13 protein-coding genes are annotated in these 21015 nt (G+C 75.5%); 1 reads left to right on the forward strand and 12 read right to left on the reverse strand.

Annotated features, from left to right (window positions below; all coding sequences use genetic code 11):
• Positions 1-153: 153 nt before the first annotated feature.
• From J116_RS03390 to J116_RS03400, 3 genes are all read right to left on the reverse strand, one after another.
• Positions 154-672, reverse strand: a complete 519-nt coding sequence (locus J116_RS03390; RefSeq protein WP_023590760.1) for an O-acetyl-ADP-ribose deacetylase — start codon at positions 670-672, stop codon at positions 154-156.
• Positions 673-771: 99 nt separating this feature from the next.
• Positions 772-2193, reverse strand: coding sequence for a phytoene desaturase family protein (locus J116_RS03395; protein ID WP_023590759.1), 1422 nt, complete (start codon positions 2191-2193; stop codon positions 772-774).
• Positions 2194-2514: 321 nt separating this feature from the next.
• On the reverse strand, positions 2515-3345 hold the full coding sequence (locus tag J116_RS03400) for an inositol monophosphatase family protein (protein ID WP_023590758.1): 831 nt from the start codon (positions 3343-3345) through the stop codon (positions 2515-2517).
• 177 nt (positions 3346-3522) lie between these two features.
• Here J116_RS03400 and J116_RS03405 point away from each other — a divergent pair, with 177 nt between their 5' ends.
• The gene (locus J116_RS03405; protein WP_023590757.1) at positions 3523-8169 is read left to right on the forward strand and encodes a hypothetical protein; all 4647 of its coding nucleotides are present in this window, start codon (positions 3523-3525) and stop codon (positions 8167-8169) included.
• On the opposite strand, the gene J116_RS03410 is transcribed toward J116_RS03405, so the two are convergent.
• The 9 genes from J116_RS03410 to ggt form a co-directional block, all read right to left on the reverse strand.
• Positions 8166-9572: an amidase gene (locus J116_RS03410; RefSeq protein ID WP_023590756.1), complete on the reverse strand. Its 1407-nt coding sequence runs from the start codon at positions 9570-9572 to the stop codon at positions 8166-8168. The genes J116_RS03405 and J116_RS03410 overlap by 4 nt on opposite strands.
• A 678-nt stretch (positions 9573-10250) precedes the next feature.
• Entirely contained in the window at positions 10251-12065 is a 1815-nt protein-coding gene (locus J116_RS03415; RefSeq protein WP_023590755.1) for a glycoside hydrolase family 35 protein, read from the reverse strand.
• 147 nt (positions 12066-12212) lie between these two features.
• A complete protein-coding gene (locus J116_RS03420) occupies positions 12213-13055 on the reverse strand; it encodes a class II fructose-bisphosphate aldolase (RefSeq protein ID WP_023590754.1) in 843 nt (280 codons plus the stop codon).
• 11 nt (positions 13056-13066) lie between these two features.
• Positions 13067-14017, reverse strand: a complete 951-nt coding sequence (locus J116_RS03425) for an SIS domain-containing protein (protein WP_023590753.1) — start codon at positions 14015-14017, stop codon at positions 13067-13069.
• Between the two features lie 109 nt (positions 14018-14126).
• On the reverse strand, positions 14127-15128 hold the full coding sequence (locus J116_RS03430; protein ID WP_023590752.1) for a TIGR03842 family LLM class F420-dependent oxidoreductase: 1002 nt from the start codon (positions 15126-15128) through the stop codon (positions 14127-14129).
• A 10-nt stretch (positions 15129-15138) separates the two neighbouring features.
• Complete coding sequence (gene hydA, locus J116_RS03435) at positions 15139-16548, reverse strand: dihydropyrimidinase (protein ID WP_023590751.1); 1410 nt, start codon at positions 16546-16548, stop codon at positions 15139-15141.
• A 130-nt stretch (positions 16549-16678) separates the two neighbouring features.
• Positions 16679-17989, reverse strand: coding sequence for an aspartate aminotransferase family protein (locus tag J116_RS03440; RefSeq protein WP_023590750.1), 1311 nt, complete (start codon positions 17987-17989; stop codon positions 16679-16681).
• Positions 17986-18828 (reverse strand): nitrilase-related carbon-nitrogen hydrolase, encoded by an 843-nt coding sequence (locus J116_RS03445; RefSeq protein WP_023590749.1) that lies wholly within the window; start codon positions 18826-18828, stop codon positions 17986-17988. Before J116_RS03445 ends, J116_RS03440 begins: the two co-directional genes overlap by 4 nt.
• A 293-nt stretch (positions 18829-19121) precedes the next feature.
• Positions 19122-20963 (reverse strand): gamma-glutamyltransferase, encoded by a 1842-nt coding sequence (ggt, locus tag J116_RS03450; protein ID WP_023590748.1) that lies wholly within the window; start codon positions 20961-20963, stop codon positions 19122-19124.
• Positions 20964-21015 lie beyond the last annotated feature (52 nt).

A 21015-nucleotide genomic window follows, 5' to 3' on the forward strand; every position in this document is an offset into this window, starting at 1 on the left:
TTCGGCGAGCGCTGAGGCGGCCCGTCTCCGTGCGCGCCGACGGATCGGTGCTCGGTCTGTGGCTGCTGCCGGGGCAGAACGGGGAGTCCTTCCGGCGCCCGCTGACGGCGGGGCCGGGCGGATGCCGGCCGGTGAGGCGAGGGCCGGGTCGGATCACGCTCGACGGAGCTGCTCGGCGAAGCGGTCGTATGCCCGCTCGTCCAGGAGGACGAACCTGACTTCCTCCGCCTCCGTCCGCGCGGCCCGCACCGTCTCCACCGCGATGCGGGCGGCGTCGTCCATGGGCCAGCGGTACACGCCGGTCGAGATGGCGGGGAACGCGACCGTGCGCGCGCCAAGTTCGTCGGCGACCCGCAGCGACTCGCGGTAGCAGGACGCCAGCAGCTCCGGATCGGCGCTGCCGTCCTGCTGGTACACCGGGCCGACCGTGTGGATGACCCAGCGGGCGGGGAGCTGCCCGGCGGTGGTGGCGACGGCCTGTCCTGTGGGGAGGCCCCTGCCGTAGCGGGAAGCGCGCAGGGCGCGGCACTCCGCCAGGATCTCCGGGCCGCCGGCGCGGTGGATGGCGCCGTCGACTCCGCCGCCGCCGAGGAGGGAGGAGTTGGCCGCGTTGACGATGGCGTCGACGTGCTGTCGGGTGATGTCGCCGTGGGTCAGGGTCAGTCGCGTCATGTGGTGATCATGCCGGACCCCGCGCTGTACCGGGCGGTCCCCGGTACGAGCCGGTCCGCGTGGGCATATCGGACGTGCCGGTCGTGTCGGTCCTCGTGGCTAGCGGGTTTGCCTGCGCAGGTGCTGCCAGACCGCCTTCGCCGCGTTGTGACCGGACATGCCGTGGACGCCGGGGCCCGGTGGGGTGGCGGAGGAGCAGAGGAACACCGCCGGGTGCGGGGTGTGGTAGGGCCGCAGGGTCAGGCGGGGGCGGAGCAGCAGCTGGAGACCGCGGGCGGCGCCGCAGGCGATGTCGCCGCCCACGTAGTTGGCGTTCCGGGCGGCCATCTCGGGCGGTCCTGCGGTGGCGCGGGCGAGGACTAGGTCGCGAAAGCCGGGCGCGAAGCGTTCGATCTGCCGCTCGACCGCCTCGGTGAGGTCGCCCCGCCAGCCGTTGGGGACGTGACCGTACGCCCAGAAGACGTGCTTGCCCGCCGGGGCGCGCCCCGGGTCCACGACACTGGGCTGAGCGGTGATCAGGAACGGGGTGCCGGGCGCCGTGCCGCCGGACGCCTGGCGCAGGGCGGTGCCGATCTCCAGGCTGGAAGGACCGACCTGGACCGTGCCGGCGCGGCGGGGCTCCTCGGCGGTCCAGGGGACGGGGCCGTCCATCGCGTAGTCGATCTTGAAGACGGAGGCGCCGTACCGGTAGCCGTCGTAGAAGCGGCCGAGCCCCGCGATCCGGGCGAGCGCGGTGGGCGAGGTGTCGAAGACGTACGCGCGGGCCGGTGGCAGGTCGTCCAGCCGCTTGACCTCGTAGTCGGTGTGGACGGCCCCGCCGAGGTCCTTCAGGTACGCGGCGAGGGCGTCCGAGATGGACTGGGAGCCGCCGCGCGGCAACGGCCAGCCGCCCGCGTGCGCGGCGAGCGCGAAGACCAGGCCGATCGCGCCGGTCGCCAGCCCCCCGAGGGGTGCGATGACATGGGCGACGAGCCCGGCGAACAGGGCGCGGGCCCGGTCGTCGCGGAAGCGGCGCATCAGCCAGGTGGACGGCGGCAGCCCGTCGAGGCCGAAGCGGGCGAGGGTGACGGGGTCGCGGGGCAGCGCGGTCAGCGGCAGCGACATGAAGTCGCGGGCCAGCGTGTCCCATCTGCCGATGTACGGCTCCACGAGGCGCCGGTACGCCCCGGCGTCGCGCGGCCCGAAGGAGGCGGCCGTCTCGGAGACGGACCGGGACAGGACGGCGGCCGTGCCGTCGTCGAAGGGGTGCGCCATGGGGAGCGGCGCGTGGAGCCATTCGAGGCCGTAGCGGTCGAGCGGCATGGCGCGGAAGGCGGGCGAACCGGCGCCCAGCGGGTGCACGGCGGAGCACGGGTCGTGGCGGAAGCCGGGGAGGGTCAGCTCCTCCGTGCGGGCTCCGCCGCCGACCGTTCCCTTCGCCTCGAAGACGGCCGTGGAGAAGCCGCGGCGGGCCAGCTCGGCGGCGGCGGTCAGCCCGTTCGGGCCCGCCCCCACGACGACGGCATCGAGCATCGACGGCACCTTCGGACTCCTTCGTCAGCCGACGGCCAGGACAGCCCAGGATAGGGCGCGGCACCCGGCCGCCGGGCGCCGGGCGGGCCTTGACCGGCGGCGGGCCCTCGCCACCGGAAGGCGGCGAGCGGGCTCCGCGCTCACCATCGGCGTGCGGTGAACGGGCCTCGCCCGCGCCGCCGGAGGGCGGCGAAAGGGATCGGCCCGCGCCCCCGACGGACGGTGAACGAGCCCCGCCCGCGCCACCAGTGGGCGGCGGGCGGGGCGCGGTGCGTCACTGCGACACGCGGACGGCGGGCGCCGGGCGGCGGCACGCGGCGCCCAGGAGCGTCACTGGGCCCGCAGCAGTGAGGCGACGCGCCTGGCGGTCGCCTCGTCGCGCGCCGCCGTGAACGGCAGGGTGTTGTCGCCCGTGACGCGGAACGGGTCGCCCGCGATCGTGCGGTGGGCGCCGCCCGCCTCCGTGACGAGGAGGATGCCCGCCGCGTGGTCCCAGGCGTACTCCCAGGTGAACGCGACGGCCTCGGAGTCGCCGCGCGCCACCGCCAGGTACGCCAGGCCCGCCGAGCCGCACGGCTGGGGATCGACGCCCTCGACGGCGAGGCCCGCGAGCGCCTCCTTCTGGGCAGGGGTCGTGTAGTCGGGGTGCGCCGTGGCGACGCGGATCGTCGCGCCGGGCTCGGGGGCACCGGCCCGCAGCGCCGCGCCGTTCAGCCGGGCGCCCCCGCCGCGTACGGCGACGGCCATCTCGCCGGTCGCGGGCGCGTACGTCCAGGACGCCAGCAGCTCGCCGTGCCGGGCGAGGGCGACGAGCACGCAGAAGCCGGGGTCGCCGTGGACGAACTGGCGTGTGCCGTCGACCGGGTCCACGATCCAGACGGGCGCGTCGCCGCGCACCGCGGCGTACAGGGACGGGTCGGCGTGGACGCCCTCCTCCCCCACCACGACGGAACCGGGCAGCAGCGCCGTCAAGGACCGCGTCAGATGTATCTCGGCCTGACGGTCGGCGACGGTGACCAGGTCGTGCGGCCCCGACTTCTCGTCCACCTCGTGCGCGGCGAGCTGCCGCCAGCGGGGCATCACCTCGGCGGCGGCGGCCGCGCGGACCGCGTCCTCGGCGGCGGACAGGAAACCGGTGTCGTGCAGCAGCTCATCGATCATGCGTCCATCACACCACGCCCCACTGACACTCGGGGTTCACACAGGGTGACGCCTGGTGGCCCGGGCGCCCCGGAGCGTCACCCGCCGTTCGCCCCGGGTTCCCGAAGCGGGCCCGGTGTCGGCCGGCTCCCGCCCCGCGCTGAGGCGTTGTCAGTGGCGCCTGCCAGGATCGGGGACATGAACGTCCGCGCCCCGCTCCGCTCGGAGCTCCACACGTCGCAGGTGTACGTCGCGTGGGTGCGCGCCCACGACCCCGGCGCGGAACCGGCCGCGGTCGCGCTGCTCGACGAGGTGGCGAGCGGCGTGCACCGGGCGCGGGAGAAGCCGGGCCGTTTCGTGGAGGGCCTGGAGCGGCGGGCGCGGGAGCTGCCGCCGGCGCACCGGCCGTGGTTCTGGGACACGGTGGCGCACCGGCTGTGCGGCTGGAACGACCGGTACGCGGGGCGGGCGTTCGCGCTGGCGCGGAAGGCGGAGCGGGAGCACACGCTGCCGGTGGACCGGGAGTGGCACGCGGCGAACGTGCGGCTGCTCGCCGAGGCCGGGGCGCTGCCCGCGAAGGAGTTGAGCGACCACCAGCGCTGGCTCGCGTCGGTGTTCGACGCCGGGGAGGCGCACCGGGAGTTCCTGCGGGTGCTGACGTCGTGGGCCGCGTCGCCGGGTGAGCTGCCCGCCGACCTGGCGCGGCGGGTGCGGACGTCGGCGCGTGCGGCCGGTCTCGGCGTCGCGGAAGAGGCGCGGGTCCTCGCGCGCGTGGTGGGCGGTGCGCGCGGCAAGGCGGTGCCGGACGCGCTGTTCGACGCGGTGGCCGCGCTGGTGGAGGAGCATCCGCAGGACGACGAGGTGTACGCGGCGCTGGTGGACCTGTTCCCGGACTCGCGGGGCGACGCGGCGGCCTGGTTGCGGCTGCTCCAGCGGTCCGGGGCGGCCGACGCCGTGGTGGCGGGCCGGGTGACGCCCGAGGGCGGGGTCGCCGGGTGGCTGGGGCGGTACACGCGCATGTACTCCCACGGGCGGCGCGGTGGCGGCGTGTTCCGGCAGCGGATGCCGGAGGAGCTGTTCGGCCTGGTGGCCCGGTTCGCGCCGCGGCTCCGCGCCGCTGAGGCGCCGGTGCGGCTGCACGAGGACCGCTATCGCTATCCGGGGCTCGACGCGGACCTGCTGGACGCGTGCCTGGCCGAGGGGATCGCGGTGGAGGACCCGGGCGACGCGGTGCGGCTGGAGTTCTGGGGCGAGCGGTCGCGGCGTGACCTGAAGGCGCTCGCCGCCGACCCGGTGTTCGGGCGGCGGCTGGAGGGCACGGTCCACGCCCGGCTGCGCGGCGGGGGCACGGCGATCACGCGGATGCCGGAGAACGCGGGCATCGCCGCGGAGGTGCGGGCCCGGGTCGAGGCGCTGCTGCGGGAGGTGCGCGGCGGCGGGGTCGCGGCGGCCGACGAGGCGCTGGACGAGCTGGCGAAGCTGCTGGACCGGCCGACGGCGACCGCCCTGGACGGTATCGAGGAGTCGCTGGCCGGCCTGGACCTGACGGGTCCCCTGGCGCGTGCTCTGCGGGCCGGGCTGCCCGAGGAGCTCGCCTGGCCCGTCCTGGAGGACGCCGTCGCCGAGTTCGGTCCCGGCGGGGTGCGGGGCGTGACGTGCACCTGGCCGGTGCTGACCGTGTACGGGCGGGACCGTGCCGTGGCGGTGGACCACGCGGGAAGGCGCGGGGCGTGCGCGTTCACCGTCCCCGAGGACGCGACGACGCACGTGGCGCACTTCGCGGGCGGCCGGTTCCTGGTCAGCTGGACGACGGAGGGGAGCGGCGCGTGCGGGACGCGTGCCTTCTGGTCCGACCGGCCCGACGACGTGTTCGCACCGGAGCGTACGTTGGGACTGCGGCCGTTCGACGGGCTCGTCAGCGGCGCGTTCGGCTACCAGTTCGCCTCATCGGACGAGGGCGGGCGGCACGACGGGAGCCGGGTGCTGCGGCCCGGCGACCGGGACGGCATCGACCACCGCGAGCTCCAGATGAGCGACGGCACGCGGCTGTGGAGCGGGCGGGTCTTCGACGGCCACTGGGAGCGCGTGGACCCGGTGACGGGCGCGCCGCTGGGCGACCGTACGCTGCCCGCGTTCCACCGGGAAGGCGAGGTGCCGCCGGGGTGGGCGGTGTTCGCGGACTCGCTGTCGCTGGCGGCCCTGCCGGAGGGCGCTCCGCCGTCGCCGCTGGGGCAGGACGGGCGGCTGGTCGGCTGCCGGGTGTTGTACCGGACGCCGTACGCGGGGCCGTCGCCGACGGACTTTGTGCTGGAGGGCGTCGACGGCCGCCGGGGCCGGTTCCGCAGTACCAAGCCGGGGCGGCGCCCGTGGGGTGTCGTGCGGCTGCCCGCGGGCGGCGAGGACGCGGTGCTGGTCGAGCCGGACAGCGTCCGGGTGCACGCCGTGGGGGACGGTTCGCTGTTGTGGGAGGCGCACGGCTTCCCGGGCGGTGAGCGGGCCACGTGGCGCCGGCCGTCCGGGCACGCCGTCGGGCCGGTGCCCCCGCCCGCGTACTGGCACTTCCTCACCCCGCGCGACGAGACGTCCTCGAAGGCGTTGCGCGCGGTCGGCGACGACGCCGTGCGGGCGCTCCTCGACGCGGCGCGCGGCGGTGGAGCGCCGGGCGACGGCGGGGAGGCGGGCGACGGCGAGGCGGCCGTGCGGGAGGTGCTGGCGCGGGTGCTGCCCGAGGTGGCGGAGCCGCGGGTGGTGGCCGGTGTGGTGCGAGCGGCGCTGCTCGCGGCGGACGTGCTGCGGCGGCGCGAGCGGCTGTCCCGGCGCGTCGCGGCCATGCGGTCGGGCCCGGTGGTGACCCTGCCCGCCGAGGTGCCGGACACGGTGCTGCTGCCCGCCCTGTACGGGCTGCTGCCGCGCCTGCGCCCGTACGCGGCGCCCGCGGTCCGGCCGCTCCCGGCGACGCTCACGGCGGTCGCGGCGGACGGCCGACATCTGCGCGGCGAGATCGGCGCGGAGGCCGCCGTCCTGGCGCTGCCCGCGAGGCCCGGCGAGTGGACGGCTCTGGCCGGGCGGATCGACGCGGTCGCGTGGCGCGCGGCGGTGGAGACGACGGCCGGCACGGACCGGGACGCCCTGGCGGCGCTGCTGCGGGTGTGGAGCGGGCAGCCGTTCGCCGAGCGCGGCAGCCGGTGGCGCACCGGCCGGGCGCCGCACGCGGGTGTGGACGCCCGCCGGGCCGCCGGGGGCCTGCTGGCCACGGGCGCGGGGCAGGACGGGACGGTGCGGTTCCTCCAGCCCGCCGCCGAGTCGGCGCCGGACGGCGCCGAGGACGTGACGACGGTGACCGTCGAGCGGGACGACGCGGCGCGCCTGCCGAGGCTGCTGGAGCTGGTGGAGCGGCACGGCCCTGTTGCGCTGTCGCCCGAGGCGGTGGACGTGTTCGCGCGGCGGACCGGTGTGCGGGGCCCCGTCGCGGCGCTGGTGCTGGGCGGGCTGCCGCGCCGCGAGGGGTACGAGGCCGACCGGAAGATGCTGCGGTCGAAGCCGTACGCCGCGACGACGGCCGTCATCGACGCGTACCAGTCGCTGTGGAACGGGCTCGGCGCGGACGGCCGGGCGGCCGTCCTCGCCGCCGGTGTGCCGGAGGACCCGGCGCGGCTGTGGGCGGACGGCGGGATGACGGCCGCCGCCGAGCGGATGGCGGAGGTGTGGGTGCGGCTCGTCGGCGGGCAGGCGTACGTCGGCGAGGACCTGGCCGGCGCGGTGGAGGCGGACCTGGGGCTGGGGCAGGACTGGGCGCGGAGCCTGGCCACCGGGGAGCCGCCGGGCGAGGTGGCGGGCTTCGACGGCGCGGGGTTCGTCCTGGTGGAGGACCGCAGGGGCGGGCTGACCGTGTACGGCGCGAACGCGGACGGCACGGCCGGCGCGTATGCGGGACGGCGGGTCCTGGACGACCGGCTCGTGTCGCTCGTCGTGTGGGCGCTGACCGAGCGGCCCGTCGGCGACCCGGCCGCGGCCGCCGCCGTCAGGCTCCACGGCCGGCTGGCCGGGCTGATGGACGACCCGGGGACGCTCGTCCCGCTGTACGGGGAGCGGAGGCTGGCGGACGCGCTGGCCGCCGACCCGGCCGTGCCGCCGTACGCGGGCCCGGTGCTGCCCTCGCCCAGGCCGGGCGGGGAGGCGGCGGTCCCGGTGGACGGCGTGTACGACGACGGGACGTTCGTCGTGGCGGTGCCCGGCGGGGACGCGCTGCTGCGGACGGCGGCACTGGGCGACCCCGAGCGGCTGGAGCGGGCCGTCCGGCTCTGCCGCGACCTGGACCGGCCGTGGCTGCTGGAGAGGATCGAGCGGCTGAGGGAGATACGTGTGGGCGGGGTGCCGCGCATGGTGGAGCGGGTGGCGTCCACGCCGGTCCCGCGGGGCGGGTACGAGCTGAACCCAACGCTGAGCGTCCCCCGCCTGGTCGCTCAGGCCGCCGACGCGCTCAGGGTGGGCGCGGACGCGGCGGCGCTGTACCTCCAGCTGCTGGCGCTGGCCCGGCCCACGGACCGCAACGTCCGCCGCTGGAACGGCTGGTCGCCCGCCCGTCACAAGGCGGCCCAGGCGGAGCTGGTGGCCGTCGGCGCCGTCGAGACGGGCCGCCGGGCCCGGGCGGGGCGCACGGCGTTCGTACCGGGCCCGTGGACGGAGGTGAAGGCGCCCGAGCTGCCGCTGGAGACCGCCAAGCTGGCCGCGTACCGGGCGTCGGTCTCCGGCAAGGAGGTGTCGTCGCCCTGCATACGGCTGCTGCCGCTGGTCCCGCCGCACGAGCTGTTCGCCCGCGCGTGGCAGGCCCGGCCGGGCGCCTAGACCGGCGGCCGGTGCTCGTACCAGCGGCGGTCGTCCTCCAGTTGCGCGGCGAGCGAGACGAGGCGCTCCTCGCCGCCGCCCGGGCCGAGCAGCTGTGCCCCGACGGGCAGGCCGTCGCGGGTGAACCCGGCGGGCACGTTGACCCCGGGCCAGCCCAGCACGTTCCACGGCCAGGCGTACGGGCAGGCCGCCGCCATCGTCAGGTCGGTGCGCCAGCCGGGCACCCCGTCGAACGCGCCGATCCTCGGGGGCGGCGCGGCCGTCGTGGGCGTGAGGACCACGTCGTACCCGGCGAACAGCGCGCCGATCCTGCGGTGCTGGTGGCGTTCGCGGGCGCGGGCGGCGCGCAGGGCCCGGCCGCGCAGCCGGTGCCCGGTGCGGGTGGCGCCGAGGGTGCGCGGGTCGAGGAGCGCCGGGTCGGGGTGCCGGTCGGCGTACGCGGCGATCCCGGCCGTGGCGCGGGGCAGGAAGCTCAGGCCGATGAGCCCGTAGCGGGGCCTGGCCTCCTCGACGGTGTGGCCGAGCCGGGCGAGGGTGTCGGCGAGGTCCGTGACGGCGCGGCGTATGTCGGGGTGGAGCGGGGCCGGTGTGGCGGTGAAGGGCGGCCGCAAGGCCAGGGCGACGCGCAGGCGGCCGGGGTCACGGCGGGCGGCGGCCGAGGCGTCCACGGCGGGCGGGCGGTACCGCTCGCGCGGGTGCGACCCGGCGACGGCGTCGAGGAGGAGGGCCGCGTCGGCGACCGTACGGGCTAGGGGGCCGTTGACGGTGAGGCCCTCGAAGCAGTCGTCGTACGGGTGGACGGAGACGCGGCCGCGCTGCGGTTTGATGCCGACGAGGTGGGTCCAGGCGGCGGGGATGCGGATGGACCCGGCGCCGTCCGAGCCGAGCGCGGCGGGTACGAGTCCGGCGGCGACGGCCGCGGCGGACCCGCCGGAGGAGCCGCCGGGGGTGTGGCCGGGGTTCCAGGGGTTGCGGGTGGCGCCGAAGGCGGGGCCCTCGGTGAACGGCCACTGCCCGAGCTCGCAGGTGTTGGTCTTGCCGACGACGACGGCCCCGGCGGCGCGGAGTCTGCGGACGGCCTCCCCGTCGGCGGTGGCGGGCGGAATGTCGCCGGGGCAGCCGAAGCGGGTGGGCAGCCCGGCGACATCGGTGTCGTCCTTGACGGCGACGGGGACGCCGAGGAGCGGCGCGCGCTCCCCCGCGGCGAGACGCCGGTCGGCTTCCTCGGCCTCGGCGAGCGCGGCGTCGGCGCGGACGCAGCGGAAGGCGTTGAGGGTGGCACGGGTGGCCTCGACGCGTTCGAGCGACGCCCGCACCAGGGCGGTCGAGGTGGTCAGCCCCTCCCTCAACCACCGTGCCTGCTCTGCGAGTCCGAGGTCCGCGGGGGTGGCTTCGGTGGTCATGCGGGCGGAGCCTACCGTCGGGTAACCCCCGTGTCAGGAGGGCGACCCCGCCGTCGAGCACTCCAGCCGGCGCACGTACCTCGTGCTGCGGCGGCTTTGAGTCACGGCGGCGCGCGGTCGAGGAGGGCGGCGAGGGTGAACCCCGTGCGGGCGAGGGCCTCCGTCTCCGGCGCCGGGGTCGAGGAAGTGGAAGGTGAGATCGACGGGGTGGTCCCACCAGGTGGTGAGGTGCCTGGCGTGACCGGGGCGGACCACTCGTGTGGAAGGCGAGGAGCGCGTGGCCGCCGGGGCGCAGGACGCGGGCGAACTCGGCGTACGCGGCGTCCCTGCCCGCCCGGTCCAGGTGGATCACGGCGTACCAGCACAGGACACCGCCGACCGCCCCGGACCGGCAGCGCGGTCATGTCCGCCGCGGTGTACGGCAGGGCGGTGGTACGGCGCGCAACGGCGCACATGGCGGGCGACAGGTCCACACCGAGCGCCCGCACGCCGCTCCGGGGCCAGCCGGGCCGTGGCGTGGCCGGGCCCGCACCCGACGTCCAGGACGGTCCCGTGGGCGGCCCGCCGCGGCGGCGCCCGGCCCACCGCCGGGGAAGCGCCGCGGCGGCCCCGGCCCGGACCGGGGGTGGAACCACGGATTCGCGCCGGTCGGCCAGGGCGGCTGGCCGGACGGCTGGTTCAGAAGGTCTCGACGTACTCCTCGGGAGGCCCCAGCCGGGGCCGGTCGCGCAGCTCGATCCGGTCGCCGAGCCGGTGCAGTTCGAGCACGGTCACGGTGTTCTCCCCGGCGCGTACGAGCGGCGCGGGCAGGTACAGGGTGACTTGCGGGCCGATCTCCCAGTACCGGCCGAGCAGTGCGCCGTTGACCCAGACGAAGCCCTTGCCGAAGCCGGGCAGGGCGAGGAAGCCGTCGGCCCGCTCGCCGGCGGTGAACCGGGCGGTCGCGAAGCCCGCCGTACCGGAAGGCGCGGCGGAGGTGACCGCGCGGGCGAGGTCGTCGCCCGTCCACTCGTCGAGGGGCAGCCGGTGGGTCCGCCAGCCGTGTACCTGGCGGCGGCCGACCGTGACCCCGCCGAGGATGCCCTTGCGGCCGCCGAGCAGGGGCCCGTAGTTGACGCGCCCCAGGTTCTCCACGAGGAGGTCGAGGCGGACCCGCCGCCCGGTGCCGGTGATGTCGAGCGACGCGGTCTCCCGGTCGAGGACGCCGACCGGGGCGCCGTCGGCGAAGACCTGGGCGCGGTCGTGGAGGCCGTGGACCGTCAGGGGGTGGGTGCCGGGCGGGAGCAGCGGCTCGGCCCGGTACAGGAGGAGGCCCGACGCCTGGTCCAGCTCCTCGAAGCTGAGCGGGCAGGGCGAGGCGACCGGCTCCGACGCGGCGCTCAGCGCCTCCAGGAGCCCGGCCCCGGGGACGGCCGTGAGGGTGCGGGGCGGCAGCAGTGCGGGGTCCGGCGGCAGTGGGCGGGGCGCCGCCCCCGTCGCCTGGAGGATGTGGTCCCGGAAGGCGTGGAACTTCGGGGTGAGCGCGCCGTGTTCGGCGATCGGCGCGTCCGAGTCGTAGCTGGTGACCGTCGGCTGGACGGCGGTGCCGTCGTGGTTGGCCCCCGCCCACAGGCCGAAGTTGGTGCCGCCGTGCGCCATGTACAGGCTGACGGACCCGCCGCTGTCCAGGATGTCGGAGAAGGTCCTCAGAGCGCTGTCCGTGGAGCGTACGTGGTGCTTCTCGCCCCAGTGGTCGAACCATCCGTTCCAGAACTCGGCGCACAGCAGCGGCTCGTCGGGGCGGCGGGAGCGCAGCAGTGCGGCCGCCTCGCGGGCGCGGGAGCCGAACGTGACGGCCGCGAGGTGCCCGGGCAGGGACCCGCCGTCCTGCATGGGCGCGGTGGGGCCGTCGGCCGTGTACAGCAGCTCGCCGATCCCCCGCTCGACCAGCGCGTCCCGCACCCGGCGCACGTACTCCCGGTCGTCGCCGTGGCTGCCGTACTCGTTCTCGATCTGCACGGCGACCACGGGCCCGCCCCGGCCCGCTTGCAGGGCGGCGATACGCGGGACCAGCTCGTCGAACCAGCGCGCCACCTCCTCCAGGTACGGCGGGTGGGAGCAGCGGACGCGCATGCCCGGCCTGCCGGTCAACCACACGGGCAGACCGCCGTTGTCCCACTCGGCGCAGATGTACGGGCCGGGCCGCACGATCGCGTCGAGCCCGGTCTCCTGGGCGAGCCGCAGGAACGCCTCGACGTCGTGTCCGCCGGTGAAGCGGTACCGCCCCGGGCGCGGCTCGTGGAAGTTCCAGGGGACGTACGTGTCCACCGTGTTGAGGCCCATGGCGGCGACGCGCCGCAGCCGGTCGGCCCACTGCTCCGGGTGGACGCGGAAGTAGTGCAGCGACCCGGCGAGGACCCGGTGCGGGCGGCCGCCGCGCAGGAACGCGCCGTCGCGGTGGGTCAGGACGGGCGCGGGACGGGACGCGCGGTCATGCGGGGGCGTACGGCTCACGTGACGGCTCCAGCGGTCGGGCGGGGCGTGCGCCGGGGGTGCGGCATACAGCGGGGTGCGACAGGCGACGCACGGCAGGCGACAGGTGGCGGGCGACGCACGGCAGGCGACAGGTGGCGGGCGACGGGCGACGCCTGCCACGGACGCTCACGCCTCTCCGCCCCCGAGCAGCCCGAGCAGGCGGGCCGTCTCCGTCGCCACGGCGGCGCGGGCGGGCCCGAGGTAGCCGCGGGGGTCCACCACGGCGGGGTCGGCGGCCAGGTGGTCCCGTACGGCACGGGTGAACAGCTTGTTGAGGTGGGTGGAGACGTTCACCTTGGTCATGCCCGCGGCGACCGCCTTCGCGAGGCCGCCGTCGCTCACGCCCGAGGAGCCGTGCAGGACGAGCGGGACGCGCGCCTCCTCGCGCAGCCGCGTGATCAGCGGGAGGTCGAGTTCGGCGTCCCGGGTGAGCATGGCGTGGGAGCTGCCGACCGCGACGGCGAGGGCGTCGACCCCGGTCGCCCGGACGAAGGCGCGCGCCTCGTCCGGGTCGGTCCGCACACCGGGGGCGTGCGCCCCGTCCTTCCCGCCGACCTCGCCCAGCTCGGCCTCGACCCAGACGTCCGCCCGGTGGCACCGGTCCGTGACATTCTTCGTCAGGGCCACGTTCCGCTCGTACGGGAGCCTGGAGGCGTCGAACATGACCGAGTAGAAGCCGAGTTCGATCGCTTCTTCCACGAGTTCGACCGACTCGGCGTGGTCGAGGTGCACGGCGACGGGCACGCTCGCGGCCCGTGCGACGGCGAGGGAGGCGAGGCCGACGGGTGCGAGGGCGCCGTGGTAGCGGACGGTGTTCTCGCTGATCTGGAGGACGACGGGGCGCCCGGCCCGCTCGGCCCCGGACACGATGGCTTCGGCGTGCTCGATCTGGAGGACGTTGAACGCGCCGACCCCGAGGCGGGCGGCGTAGGCGGGGCCGACGATGTCGTCGGTGCGGGCGAGCGGCACGGCTCCCGCCCCTACCTGGCGCGCGGTTCGAGCACCACGGACCGGGTCAGGTTCCTGGGCCGGTCCGGGTCGAGGCCCCGCTGCCGGGCCAGGTGGACGGCGAGCCGCTGGACGCGGATCAGGTCGGCCATCGGGTCCAGGTCCGTGCCGGAAGCCCCGGACCCGGCGACGAAGGTGCCACCGGTGCGGGCCACGTCGTCGTCCAGGCCCTCCGGAGTCTCCCCGAGCATCCACGCGACCCGCCCGGGCCCGGTGACGCTGATGGGGCCGTGGCGGTACTCCATGGCCGGGTACGCCTCCGTCCACGCCCCCGCCGCCTCCCGCATCTTCAGCGCGGCCTCCAGGGCGAGGCCGTAGCCCCAGCCGGTGCCGAGGAAGGTGAACTGTCCGGCGGCGCACACCTGCGGGTCCAGAGGCGCGGCGACGGCCCGCTCCGCGTCCCGGACCGCCCGGTCGAGCGGCCGCACGCCGGGCGGAAGCGGTCCCGACGCCTCCAGGTGGGCGCGGAACAGCGCGAGGACGGTGGTCGCGAACCGCGTCTGGACGACGGACCGCTCGTCGGCGAAGTCCAGTACGGCGACGGTGTCGGCGGTGTGCGTCACCGGTGTACCGGGGTCGGCGATGACGGCGGAGGTCGGCGTGGTGCCCTTCACCGCGGCGAGCAGGTTTAGGACCTCCGTCGTGGTCCCGGAGCGGGTGATGGCCAGGACCCGGTCGTACGCGCGTCCGTGCGGGAACTCCGAGGCGGCGAACGCGTCGGTCGTACCGTGTCCCGCGTCCTCCCGCAGCCGGGCGTAGGCCAGGGCCATGAACCAGGACGTCCCGCAGCCCACCACGGCCACCCGCTCGCCCCGGCGCGGAAGCGCGTCCGCCGTCCGGCCCACGGCTTCGGCCGCCGCTCTCCAGGTCCGCGGCTGGGAAGCGATCTCGGCCGAGGTGCGGCACTCCAGCGGATCGGGCATGGGCCAACTCCTTCTGACGGCACGTGAGGCAGCCGGGCGGCACCTGACCGTAACGGCCTGCGACGGGCGCCGTCCAGGCTCCGTGACACCGGCGACACCGGCCAGCGGGTCAGCCGTTCAGGGCGGGGATGACCTCGGAGCCGTACGCGTCGATGGTGGCTTCCTTCGCGTCGTGCATGGCGTACACGGCGAACTGGTCCACGCCCAGGTCCCGCAGGCGACGCAGCCGTTCGATGTGGGCCGAGGCGGGGCCGAGGAGGCAGAAGCGGTCCACGATCCCGTCCGGCACGAAGTCCGCGGACGGGTTCCCCGCGCGGCCGTGGTGGCTGTAGTCGTAGCCCCGGCGGTCCTTGACGTACGCGGTGAGGGCCTCGGGCACCACGCCGGAGTGCTCCCCGTACCGGGCGACCAGGTCGGCCACGTGGTTGCCGACCATGCCGCCGAACCAACGGCACTGCTCGCGGGCGTGCGCCAGGTCGTCGCCGACGTACGCGGGGGCGGCCACGCAGACGGTGAGGGCGGCGGGGTCGCGGCCCGCGGCCGCGGCGGCGTCCCGTACGGCCCTGACCATCCACTCCGTCAGGAACGGGTCGGCGAGCTGGAGGATGAAGCCGTCCGCCTTCCGCCCCGCCAGGGCCAGGGCCTTCGGGCCGTACGCCGCCATCCACACGGGGAGCTTCCCGTCCCTGATCCACGGGATGCGGACCGGGCTGCCGTCCACGAGCGCCTCGCGGCCCTCCGCCAGGTCGCGGATGGCGTCGATGGCCTCGCCCAGCCGCGCCAGGGTGTTCGGCGCGCGGCCCGCCACGCGCATCGCGGAGTCGCCGCGGCCGATGCCGCACACGGTCCGGTTGCCGTACATGTCGTTCAGCGTGGCGAACGTGGAGGCGGTTACCTCCGAGGTGCGGGTGCCCGGGTTGGTGACCATGGGGCCGACCCGCAGCTTCGTCGTGTGCTCCAGGATCTGGCTGTAGATGACGAAGGGCTCCTGCCAGAGCACGGCGGAGTCGAACGTCCAGCCGTAGCGGAAGCCGTTGCGCTCCGCGCGCCGCATCAGGCCGACGACCCGGGAGGCGGGCGGGTCGGTCTGGAGGACGAGTCCGAAATCCATGGCGGCCTCCTCAGCCCAGGTACTGGCAGGTGGAGCGCGGGATGTACACGCCGTGCCCGGCACGGCCGGTGAACTGCCGCCCGTCGATGACGGGTTCCCCTCGCGACAGGACCGTCTCCACCCGGCCGGTGACGGTCCTGCCCTCGTACGCCGAGTAGTCCACGCTCATGTGGTGCGTCTGGGCCGACAGGGTCTGCACCGCCATCGGGTCGTAGACGACGATGTCGGCGTCCGCGCCGGGCGCGATGGTGCCCTTCTTCGGGTAGAGGCCGAACATCCGGGCCGGGGTGGCACAGGCGATCTCGATCCAGCGGCGCCGCGAGATGTGCCCGTCCACGACGGCCTGGTGGAGCAGGTCCATGCGGTTCTCCACGCCGGGCAGCCCGTTCGGGATGCGGGAGAAGTCGCCCCGGCCCAGCTCCTTCTGGCCCCGGAAGCAGAACGGGCAGTGGTCCGTGGACACGACCTGGAGGTCGTTGGTGCGCAGGCCCCGCCACAGTGCCGCCTGGTGCTCGCGCGGCCTCAGCGGCGTACTGCACACGTACTTGGCGCCCTCGAACTCCGGCTCCGCCAGGTTGTCGGCCGACAGGAACAGGTACTGCGGGCAGGTCTCGCCGAAGACCGGCAGGCCCATGTCGCGGGCGGCGGCCAGCTCGGCGACGGCCTCCTGGGCCGACACGTGCACCACGTACAGGGGCGCCCCGGCGACCCGGGCCAGCTGGATCGCGCGGTGCGTGGCCTCCGCCTCCAGCAGCACGTGCCGGGTCTCGCCGTGGAAGCGGGGGTCCACGTCACCGCGCGCGAGGGCCTGCTCGACCAGCACGTCGATGGCGATGCCGTTCTCGGCGTGCGTCATGACCAGCCCGCCGTTGAGGGCGGAGCGCTGCATGGCGCGCAGGATGCGGCCGTCGTCGCTGTAGAAGACACCGGGGTAGGCCATGAACAGCTTGAAGGAGGTGACGCCCTCCTCCACCAGCAGGTCCATCTCCCTGAGCGACGAGTCGTCCACGTCGGAGAGGATCATGTGGAACGCGTAGTCGATCGCGCACTTGCCGTCGGCCTTGGCGTGCCAGGCGTCGAGGCCCTCGCGCAGGGTGTGGCCGACGGTCTGGACGGCGAAGTCCACGATGGTGGTCGTGCCGCCCCACGCGGCGGCGCGGGTGCCGCTCTCGAAGTCGTCGGACGCGAACGTCCCGCCGAACGGGAACTCCATGTGGGTGTGGGCGTCCACGCCGCCCGGGACTACGTACTTGCCGGTGGCGTCGATGACGCGGTCGGCGGTCCAGGCGGCGGCCGCCGCGCTGCCGTGGGCGGCGAGCGCGACGATCCGGCCGCCCTCCACGAGGACGTCGGCGTGGGTCTCCTCGGCGGCGGTGACGACCAGGCCGCCCCGGACGAGGGTGCGGGTACGGGTGCTCATGGTGGGTGGCCCCTTGTTCTGGCGTGCAGGGCGGCTGTGATGAGGCGCCGGACGGCCGTGGGTGGCGTGCCCGGACGGCCGTGGTGGCGTGCCGGACGGCCGTGGTGGCGTGCCGGTCGGTGGCGGTGGCTTACCTCAGGACGCGCAGGGCCTGTTCGAGGAGGGCGGCGCCTTCCTCGGCCTCGGCGACGGTGAGGGACAGCGGCGGGGCGACGCGCAGGACGCTCGTGTCGTGACCGCCGCCCTTGCCGATCAGCAGCCCCTGCTCCCTGGCCGCTTCGAGGACGGCCGCCGCGGCCCCCGGATCGGCGGCACCGGTGGCGGGATCGGCCAGTTCCACGCCGATCATCAGCCCGCGCCCGCGCACCTCGCGTACCCGGTCGATGCCCGCCCCGATGGCGCGGAGCCGTTCGATGAGGAGCCCTCCGACGCGGCGGGCATTGCCCTGGAGGTCGTGTTCGAGGAGGTAGGAGAGGTTGGCGAGCCCGGCGGCCATGGTGACCGGGGAGCCGCCGAACGTGGAGATGGAGTTGGCGTTCAGGCAGTTCATCACCTCGGCGCGGGCGACGACACCGCCGATGGACATGCCGTTGCCGATGCCCTTGGCGAAGGTGAGGATGTCCGGCGGACCGCTCGCGGCGTGGGCCTGCCAGCCCCAGAAGTGGTCCCCGGTGCGGCCCCAGCCGGTCTGCACCTCGTCGCTGATCCACAGGATGCCGTGCCGGTTCAGGACCTCGCGGAACGCCGCGTACAGCCCGTCGGGCGGCGCGGTGAAGCCGCCGACGCCCTGGACCGGTTCGGCGATCAGCGCGGCGATGTCGCCGGTGTGGCCGATCAGGTCCTCCAGGTCGGCGACGCACGCGGCGGTGAAGTCGGCGTCGTTCAGGTGCGCGAAGGGGCCCCGGCCGCGCACGGCGCCGTGGACGTACAGGGTGTGCAGCCCGGAGTCGCCGGTGGTCGTCCAGGCGCGGTTGCCGGTGACGGAGACGGCGGAGAAGGAGCGGCCGTGGTAGCTGTTGCGCATCGCCAGGACCTGGCTGCTGCGGCGGTACGCGGTGGCGAGGAGCAGCGCCGTGTCGTTGGCCTCGGTGCCGGAGGTGGTGAAGAAGACCCGGGCGTCGGGGATGCCGGACAGGGCGGCGATCCGTTCGGCCAGCTCCACCATGGGGCGGTTGAGGTAGAGCGTCGAGGTGTGGATGATCCGCCCGGCCTGCTCGGTGACGGCCTTGGTGACCTCGGGCAGGGCGTGCGCGGTCATGGTGGTGAGGATGCCGCCGAAGAAGTCGAGGTACCGCCTGCCCTCGGCGTCCCACACATGGCGGCCCTCGCCGTGGGTGATCTCGATGGGCTCGTCGTAGTAGAGGGACAGCCAGTCGGGCAGGACGCCGCGGTGGCGGTCGTGGAGGTGGCGGTGGAGGTGGAGGGTGCGGTCGGTGGTCACGGTCGTACCAGCCCTTCGTACGCGTCGGGGCGCCTGTCCCGGTAGAAGGCCCACTGCTGCCTGACCTCCTCGATGAGACCGAGGTCGAGGTCCCGCACGAGGAGTTGCTCCTCCTGGTCGGAGGCGGCGTCGCCGACCACGCGGCCGCGCGGGTCGACGAAGTAGCTGGTTCCGTAGAAGTCGTTGTCGCCGTACTCCTCGCGCCCGACGCGGTTGATCGCGGCGATGTAGTACGCGTTGGCGACGGCGGCCGCGGGCTGCTCCAGCTGCCAGAGGTGGGAGGAGAGGCTGCGGTGGGTGGCGGAGGGGTTGTAGACCAGCTGGGCGCCGTTGAGGCCGAGTTGGCGCCAGCCCTCCGGGAAGTGGCGGTCGTAGCAGATGTACACGCCGACGCGGCCGACGGCGGTGTCGAAGACGGGCCAGCCGAGGTTGCCGGGCCTGAAGTAGAACTTCTCCCAGAAGCCCTTGAGCTGGGGGATGTGGTGCTTGCGGTACTTGCCGAGGTAGGTGCCGTCCGCGTCGATGACGGCGGCGGTGTTGTAGAAGAAGCCGGGCCCCTCGGACTCGAAGACGGGCGCGACGACGACCATGCCGGTCTCGCGGGCCAGTTCCCGCATGCGGGTCACGGTCGGCCCGTCGGGCACGGGCTCGGCCCAGCGGTAGTGCTCGGCGTCCTGCACCTGGCAGAAGTACGGGGCGTTGAACACCTCCTGGAAGCCGATGATCCGCGCGCCCCGGTTCGCGGCCTCGCGGGCGTGCTCCTCGTGTTTGGCGATCATCGATTCGGTGTCGCCGGTCCAGGTCGCCTGGACGAGCGCGGCGCGCACGGTCGGGGACATGAGCTGCTCCTTCGGCAGGGCGTCGATGAGCCTCTACGCACGTAGAGCGGTGGGTAGGAGGAGAACGTAAGCCTCGTCACATCCCGGGGCAAGACCGCCGCCGCCTGCCGTCGGACTCGATCATTTTTCATACCCAAGTGGTCCAAATCGAACTCGCCGGGTACTGATATCGGCCGGGTTCGTACGGCCGGCCGGGAGCGTCGCGTCGGGGGTCGGCCGGGCGGGGCGCGGCGGGCCGCCGGGAGCACGGGCCGGGGGCGGGCCGCCGCGCCGCGCCCCCGGCCGCGTCGGGGTCAGCCCGCCGGGCGGACGACCATCGCGGAACCGCCGCCGCGGCGGACCGTCTCGGCGGCGGCGAGCCACCGCCCGTCGAGGAGCCGCTGGACGCCGGTGGCGGCGCCGATCTCCGGGTTCTCGCGGAAGGCGTGGCCCAGCGCGGCGAGGCGGGCCCGCAGCGGGCTGCCGTACAGGGCGGGTTCGAGGTCGGTGACGGGCTGGTTGCGCTGGCTGGCGCGGGGCGCGGCGATGGCGTCCACCAGCGGCAGGCCCCGGTCGAGTACGCCGGTCAGGGTCTGGAGGACGGTCGTGATGATGGTGGCGCCGCCGGGCGAGCCGAGCGCGAGGACGGGCCGGTCGTGCCGGTCCAGCACGATCGTCGGGGACATGGAGGAGCGCGGCCGCTTGCCGGGACCTGGCAGGTTCGGGTCGTGGACGGCCGGGTCCGCGGGGGCGAAGGAGAAGTCGGTCAGCTCGTTGTTGAGGAGGAAGCCCCGGCCGGGCACGGTGATGCCGCTGCCGCCGGTCGACTCGATGGTGAGGGTGTACGCGACGACGTCGCCCCACCGGTCGGCGACCGTCAGGTGCGTGGTGTTCTCGCCCTCGTACGTCGTCGGCGCCGCCTTCCCGGCCGTGGCGCACGGCCGGGGGTTGCGCGGGTCCCCGGGGGCGAGGGGGCTGGTCAGGGCCCGGTCGTCGCGGATGAGGCAGGCCCGCGCGTCCGCGAACCGCTGCGACAGCAGGCCCCGCGTCGGCACGTCCTCGAAGGCCGGGTCGCCGACCCACCGCCCCCGGTCCGCGAAGGCGACGCGGCTCGCCTCCACGAGCCGGTGGAGGTACGTCTCCGGTTCGGCGCGGCGCAGGTCGGTGCCCTCCAGGATGTTCAGCGCCTCGCCGACGGTGGTGCCGCCCGACGAGGACGGCGCCATGCCGTACACGTCGAGGCCCCGGTAGGAGACCTTGGTGGGGCGGCGGTTCACCGTCTCGTACGCGGCCAGGTCCCGTACCGTCAGGTCGCCCGGGCGGACGGTACGGGTGGCGCCGGGCCGGACGGGCGGGGTGCGGACGGTGCGGACGATGTCGTGGGCGAGGTCGCCCCGGTAGAGCGCGCCGGTGCCCTGGCGGGCGAGCTTGTCGTACGTACGGGCCAGGTCGGGGTTCTTCAGGACGGAACCGACGACGGGCGGTTCGCCGCCCGGCAGGAACAGTTCGGCGCTGGCGGGGAAGTCGCGGAACCGTTCCTCGTTGGCGCGGGTCTGCTCGCGGAACGTCTCGTCCACGACGAAGCCGTCCCTGGCGAGCCGTACGGCCGGTTTCAGCAGGTCCTTGAGCGGTTTGGTGCCCCAGGCGTCGAGGGCGGCGTCCCAGGTGGCGGGGGTGCCCGGGGTGCCGACGGACAGGCCGCTGGTCATGGCCTCCGCGAAGGGGAGGGGCTTGCCGTCCTCCAGGAAGAGCGACGCGTCGGCCGTGCTGGGCGCGGTCTCGCGGCCGTCGACGGTGTGGACGGTACGGGTGCGGGCGTCGTAGTGGACGAAGTAGCCGCCTCCGCCGATCCCGGCCGAGTACGGCTCGGTGACCCCGAGGGCGGCGGCGGTGGCGACGGCGGCGTCCACGGCGTTGCCGCCCGCGCGCAGCACTTCGATCCCGGCCGCCGACGCGTCGGCGTCCACGCTCGCGACGGCCCCGCCGTACCCGACGGCGACCGGCACCTTGGCGGGTGCGGCGGTGGAGACGACGGGGACGGCGGGGGCAGGAGCGGCGGCCGGGGCGGGGGCGCCTGGCGGGGGCGCGGCGCCGAGGGCGAGGACCGTCGTGGCGACGGCGGCGAGGGAGACGTTCCGTACGGTGGAGCGGGGCATCCGGGTACCTCCAGTCAACGGACGTCCGCGCAGGGTAACTTCACTCCGCGCG

Origin of the sequence: Streptomyces thermolilacinus SPC6, assembly GCF_000478605.2 — a bacterium.
Classification (GTDB): domain Bacteria; phylum Actinomycetota; class Actinomycetes; order Streptomycetales; family Streptomycetaceae; genus Streptomyces; species Streptomyces thermolilacinus.

What these genes read in the sequence shown, in the direction of transcription:
- J116_RS03390 (WP_023590760.1), bottom strand. Translation starts at nt 672, where the DNA reads ATGACGCGACTGACCCTGACCCACGGCGACATCACCCGACAGCACGTC.
- J116_RS03410 (WP_023590756.1), bottom strand. Translation starts at nt 9,572, where the DNA reads ATGACCACCGAAGCCACCCCCGCGGACCTCGGACTCGCAGAGCAGGCA.
- J116_RS03400 (WP_023590758.1), bottom strand. Translation starts at nt 3,345, where the DNA reads ATGATCGATGAGCTGCTGCACGACACCGGTTTCCTGTCCGCCGCCGAG.
- J116_RS03430 (WP_023590752.1), bottom strand. Translation starts at nt 15,128, where the DNA reads ATGGATTTCGGACTCGTCCTCCAGACCGACCCGCCCGCCTCCCGGGTC.
- ggt (WP_023590748.1), bottom strand. Translation starts at nt 20,963, where the DNA reads ATGCCCCGCTCCACCGTACGGAACGTCTCCCTCGCCGCCGTCGCCACG.
- hydA (WP_023590751.1), bottom strand. Translation starts at nt 16,548, where the DNA reads ATGAGCACCCGTACCCGCACCCTCGTCCGGGGCGGCCTGGTCGTCACC.
- J116_RS03425 (WP_023590753.1), bottom strand. Translation starts at nt 14,017, where the DNA reads ATGCCCGATCCGCTGGAGTGCCGCACCTCGGCCGAGATCGCTTCCCAG.
- J116_RS03445 (WP_023590749.1), bottom strand. Translation starts at nt 18,828, where the DNA reads ATGTCCCCGACCGTGCGCGCCGCGCTCGTCCAGGCGACCTGGACCGGC.
- J116_RS03405 (WP_023590757.1), top strand. Translation starts at nt 3,523, where the DNA reads ATGAACGTCCGCGCCCCGCTCCGCTCGGAGCTCCACACGTCGCAGGTG.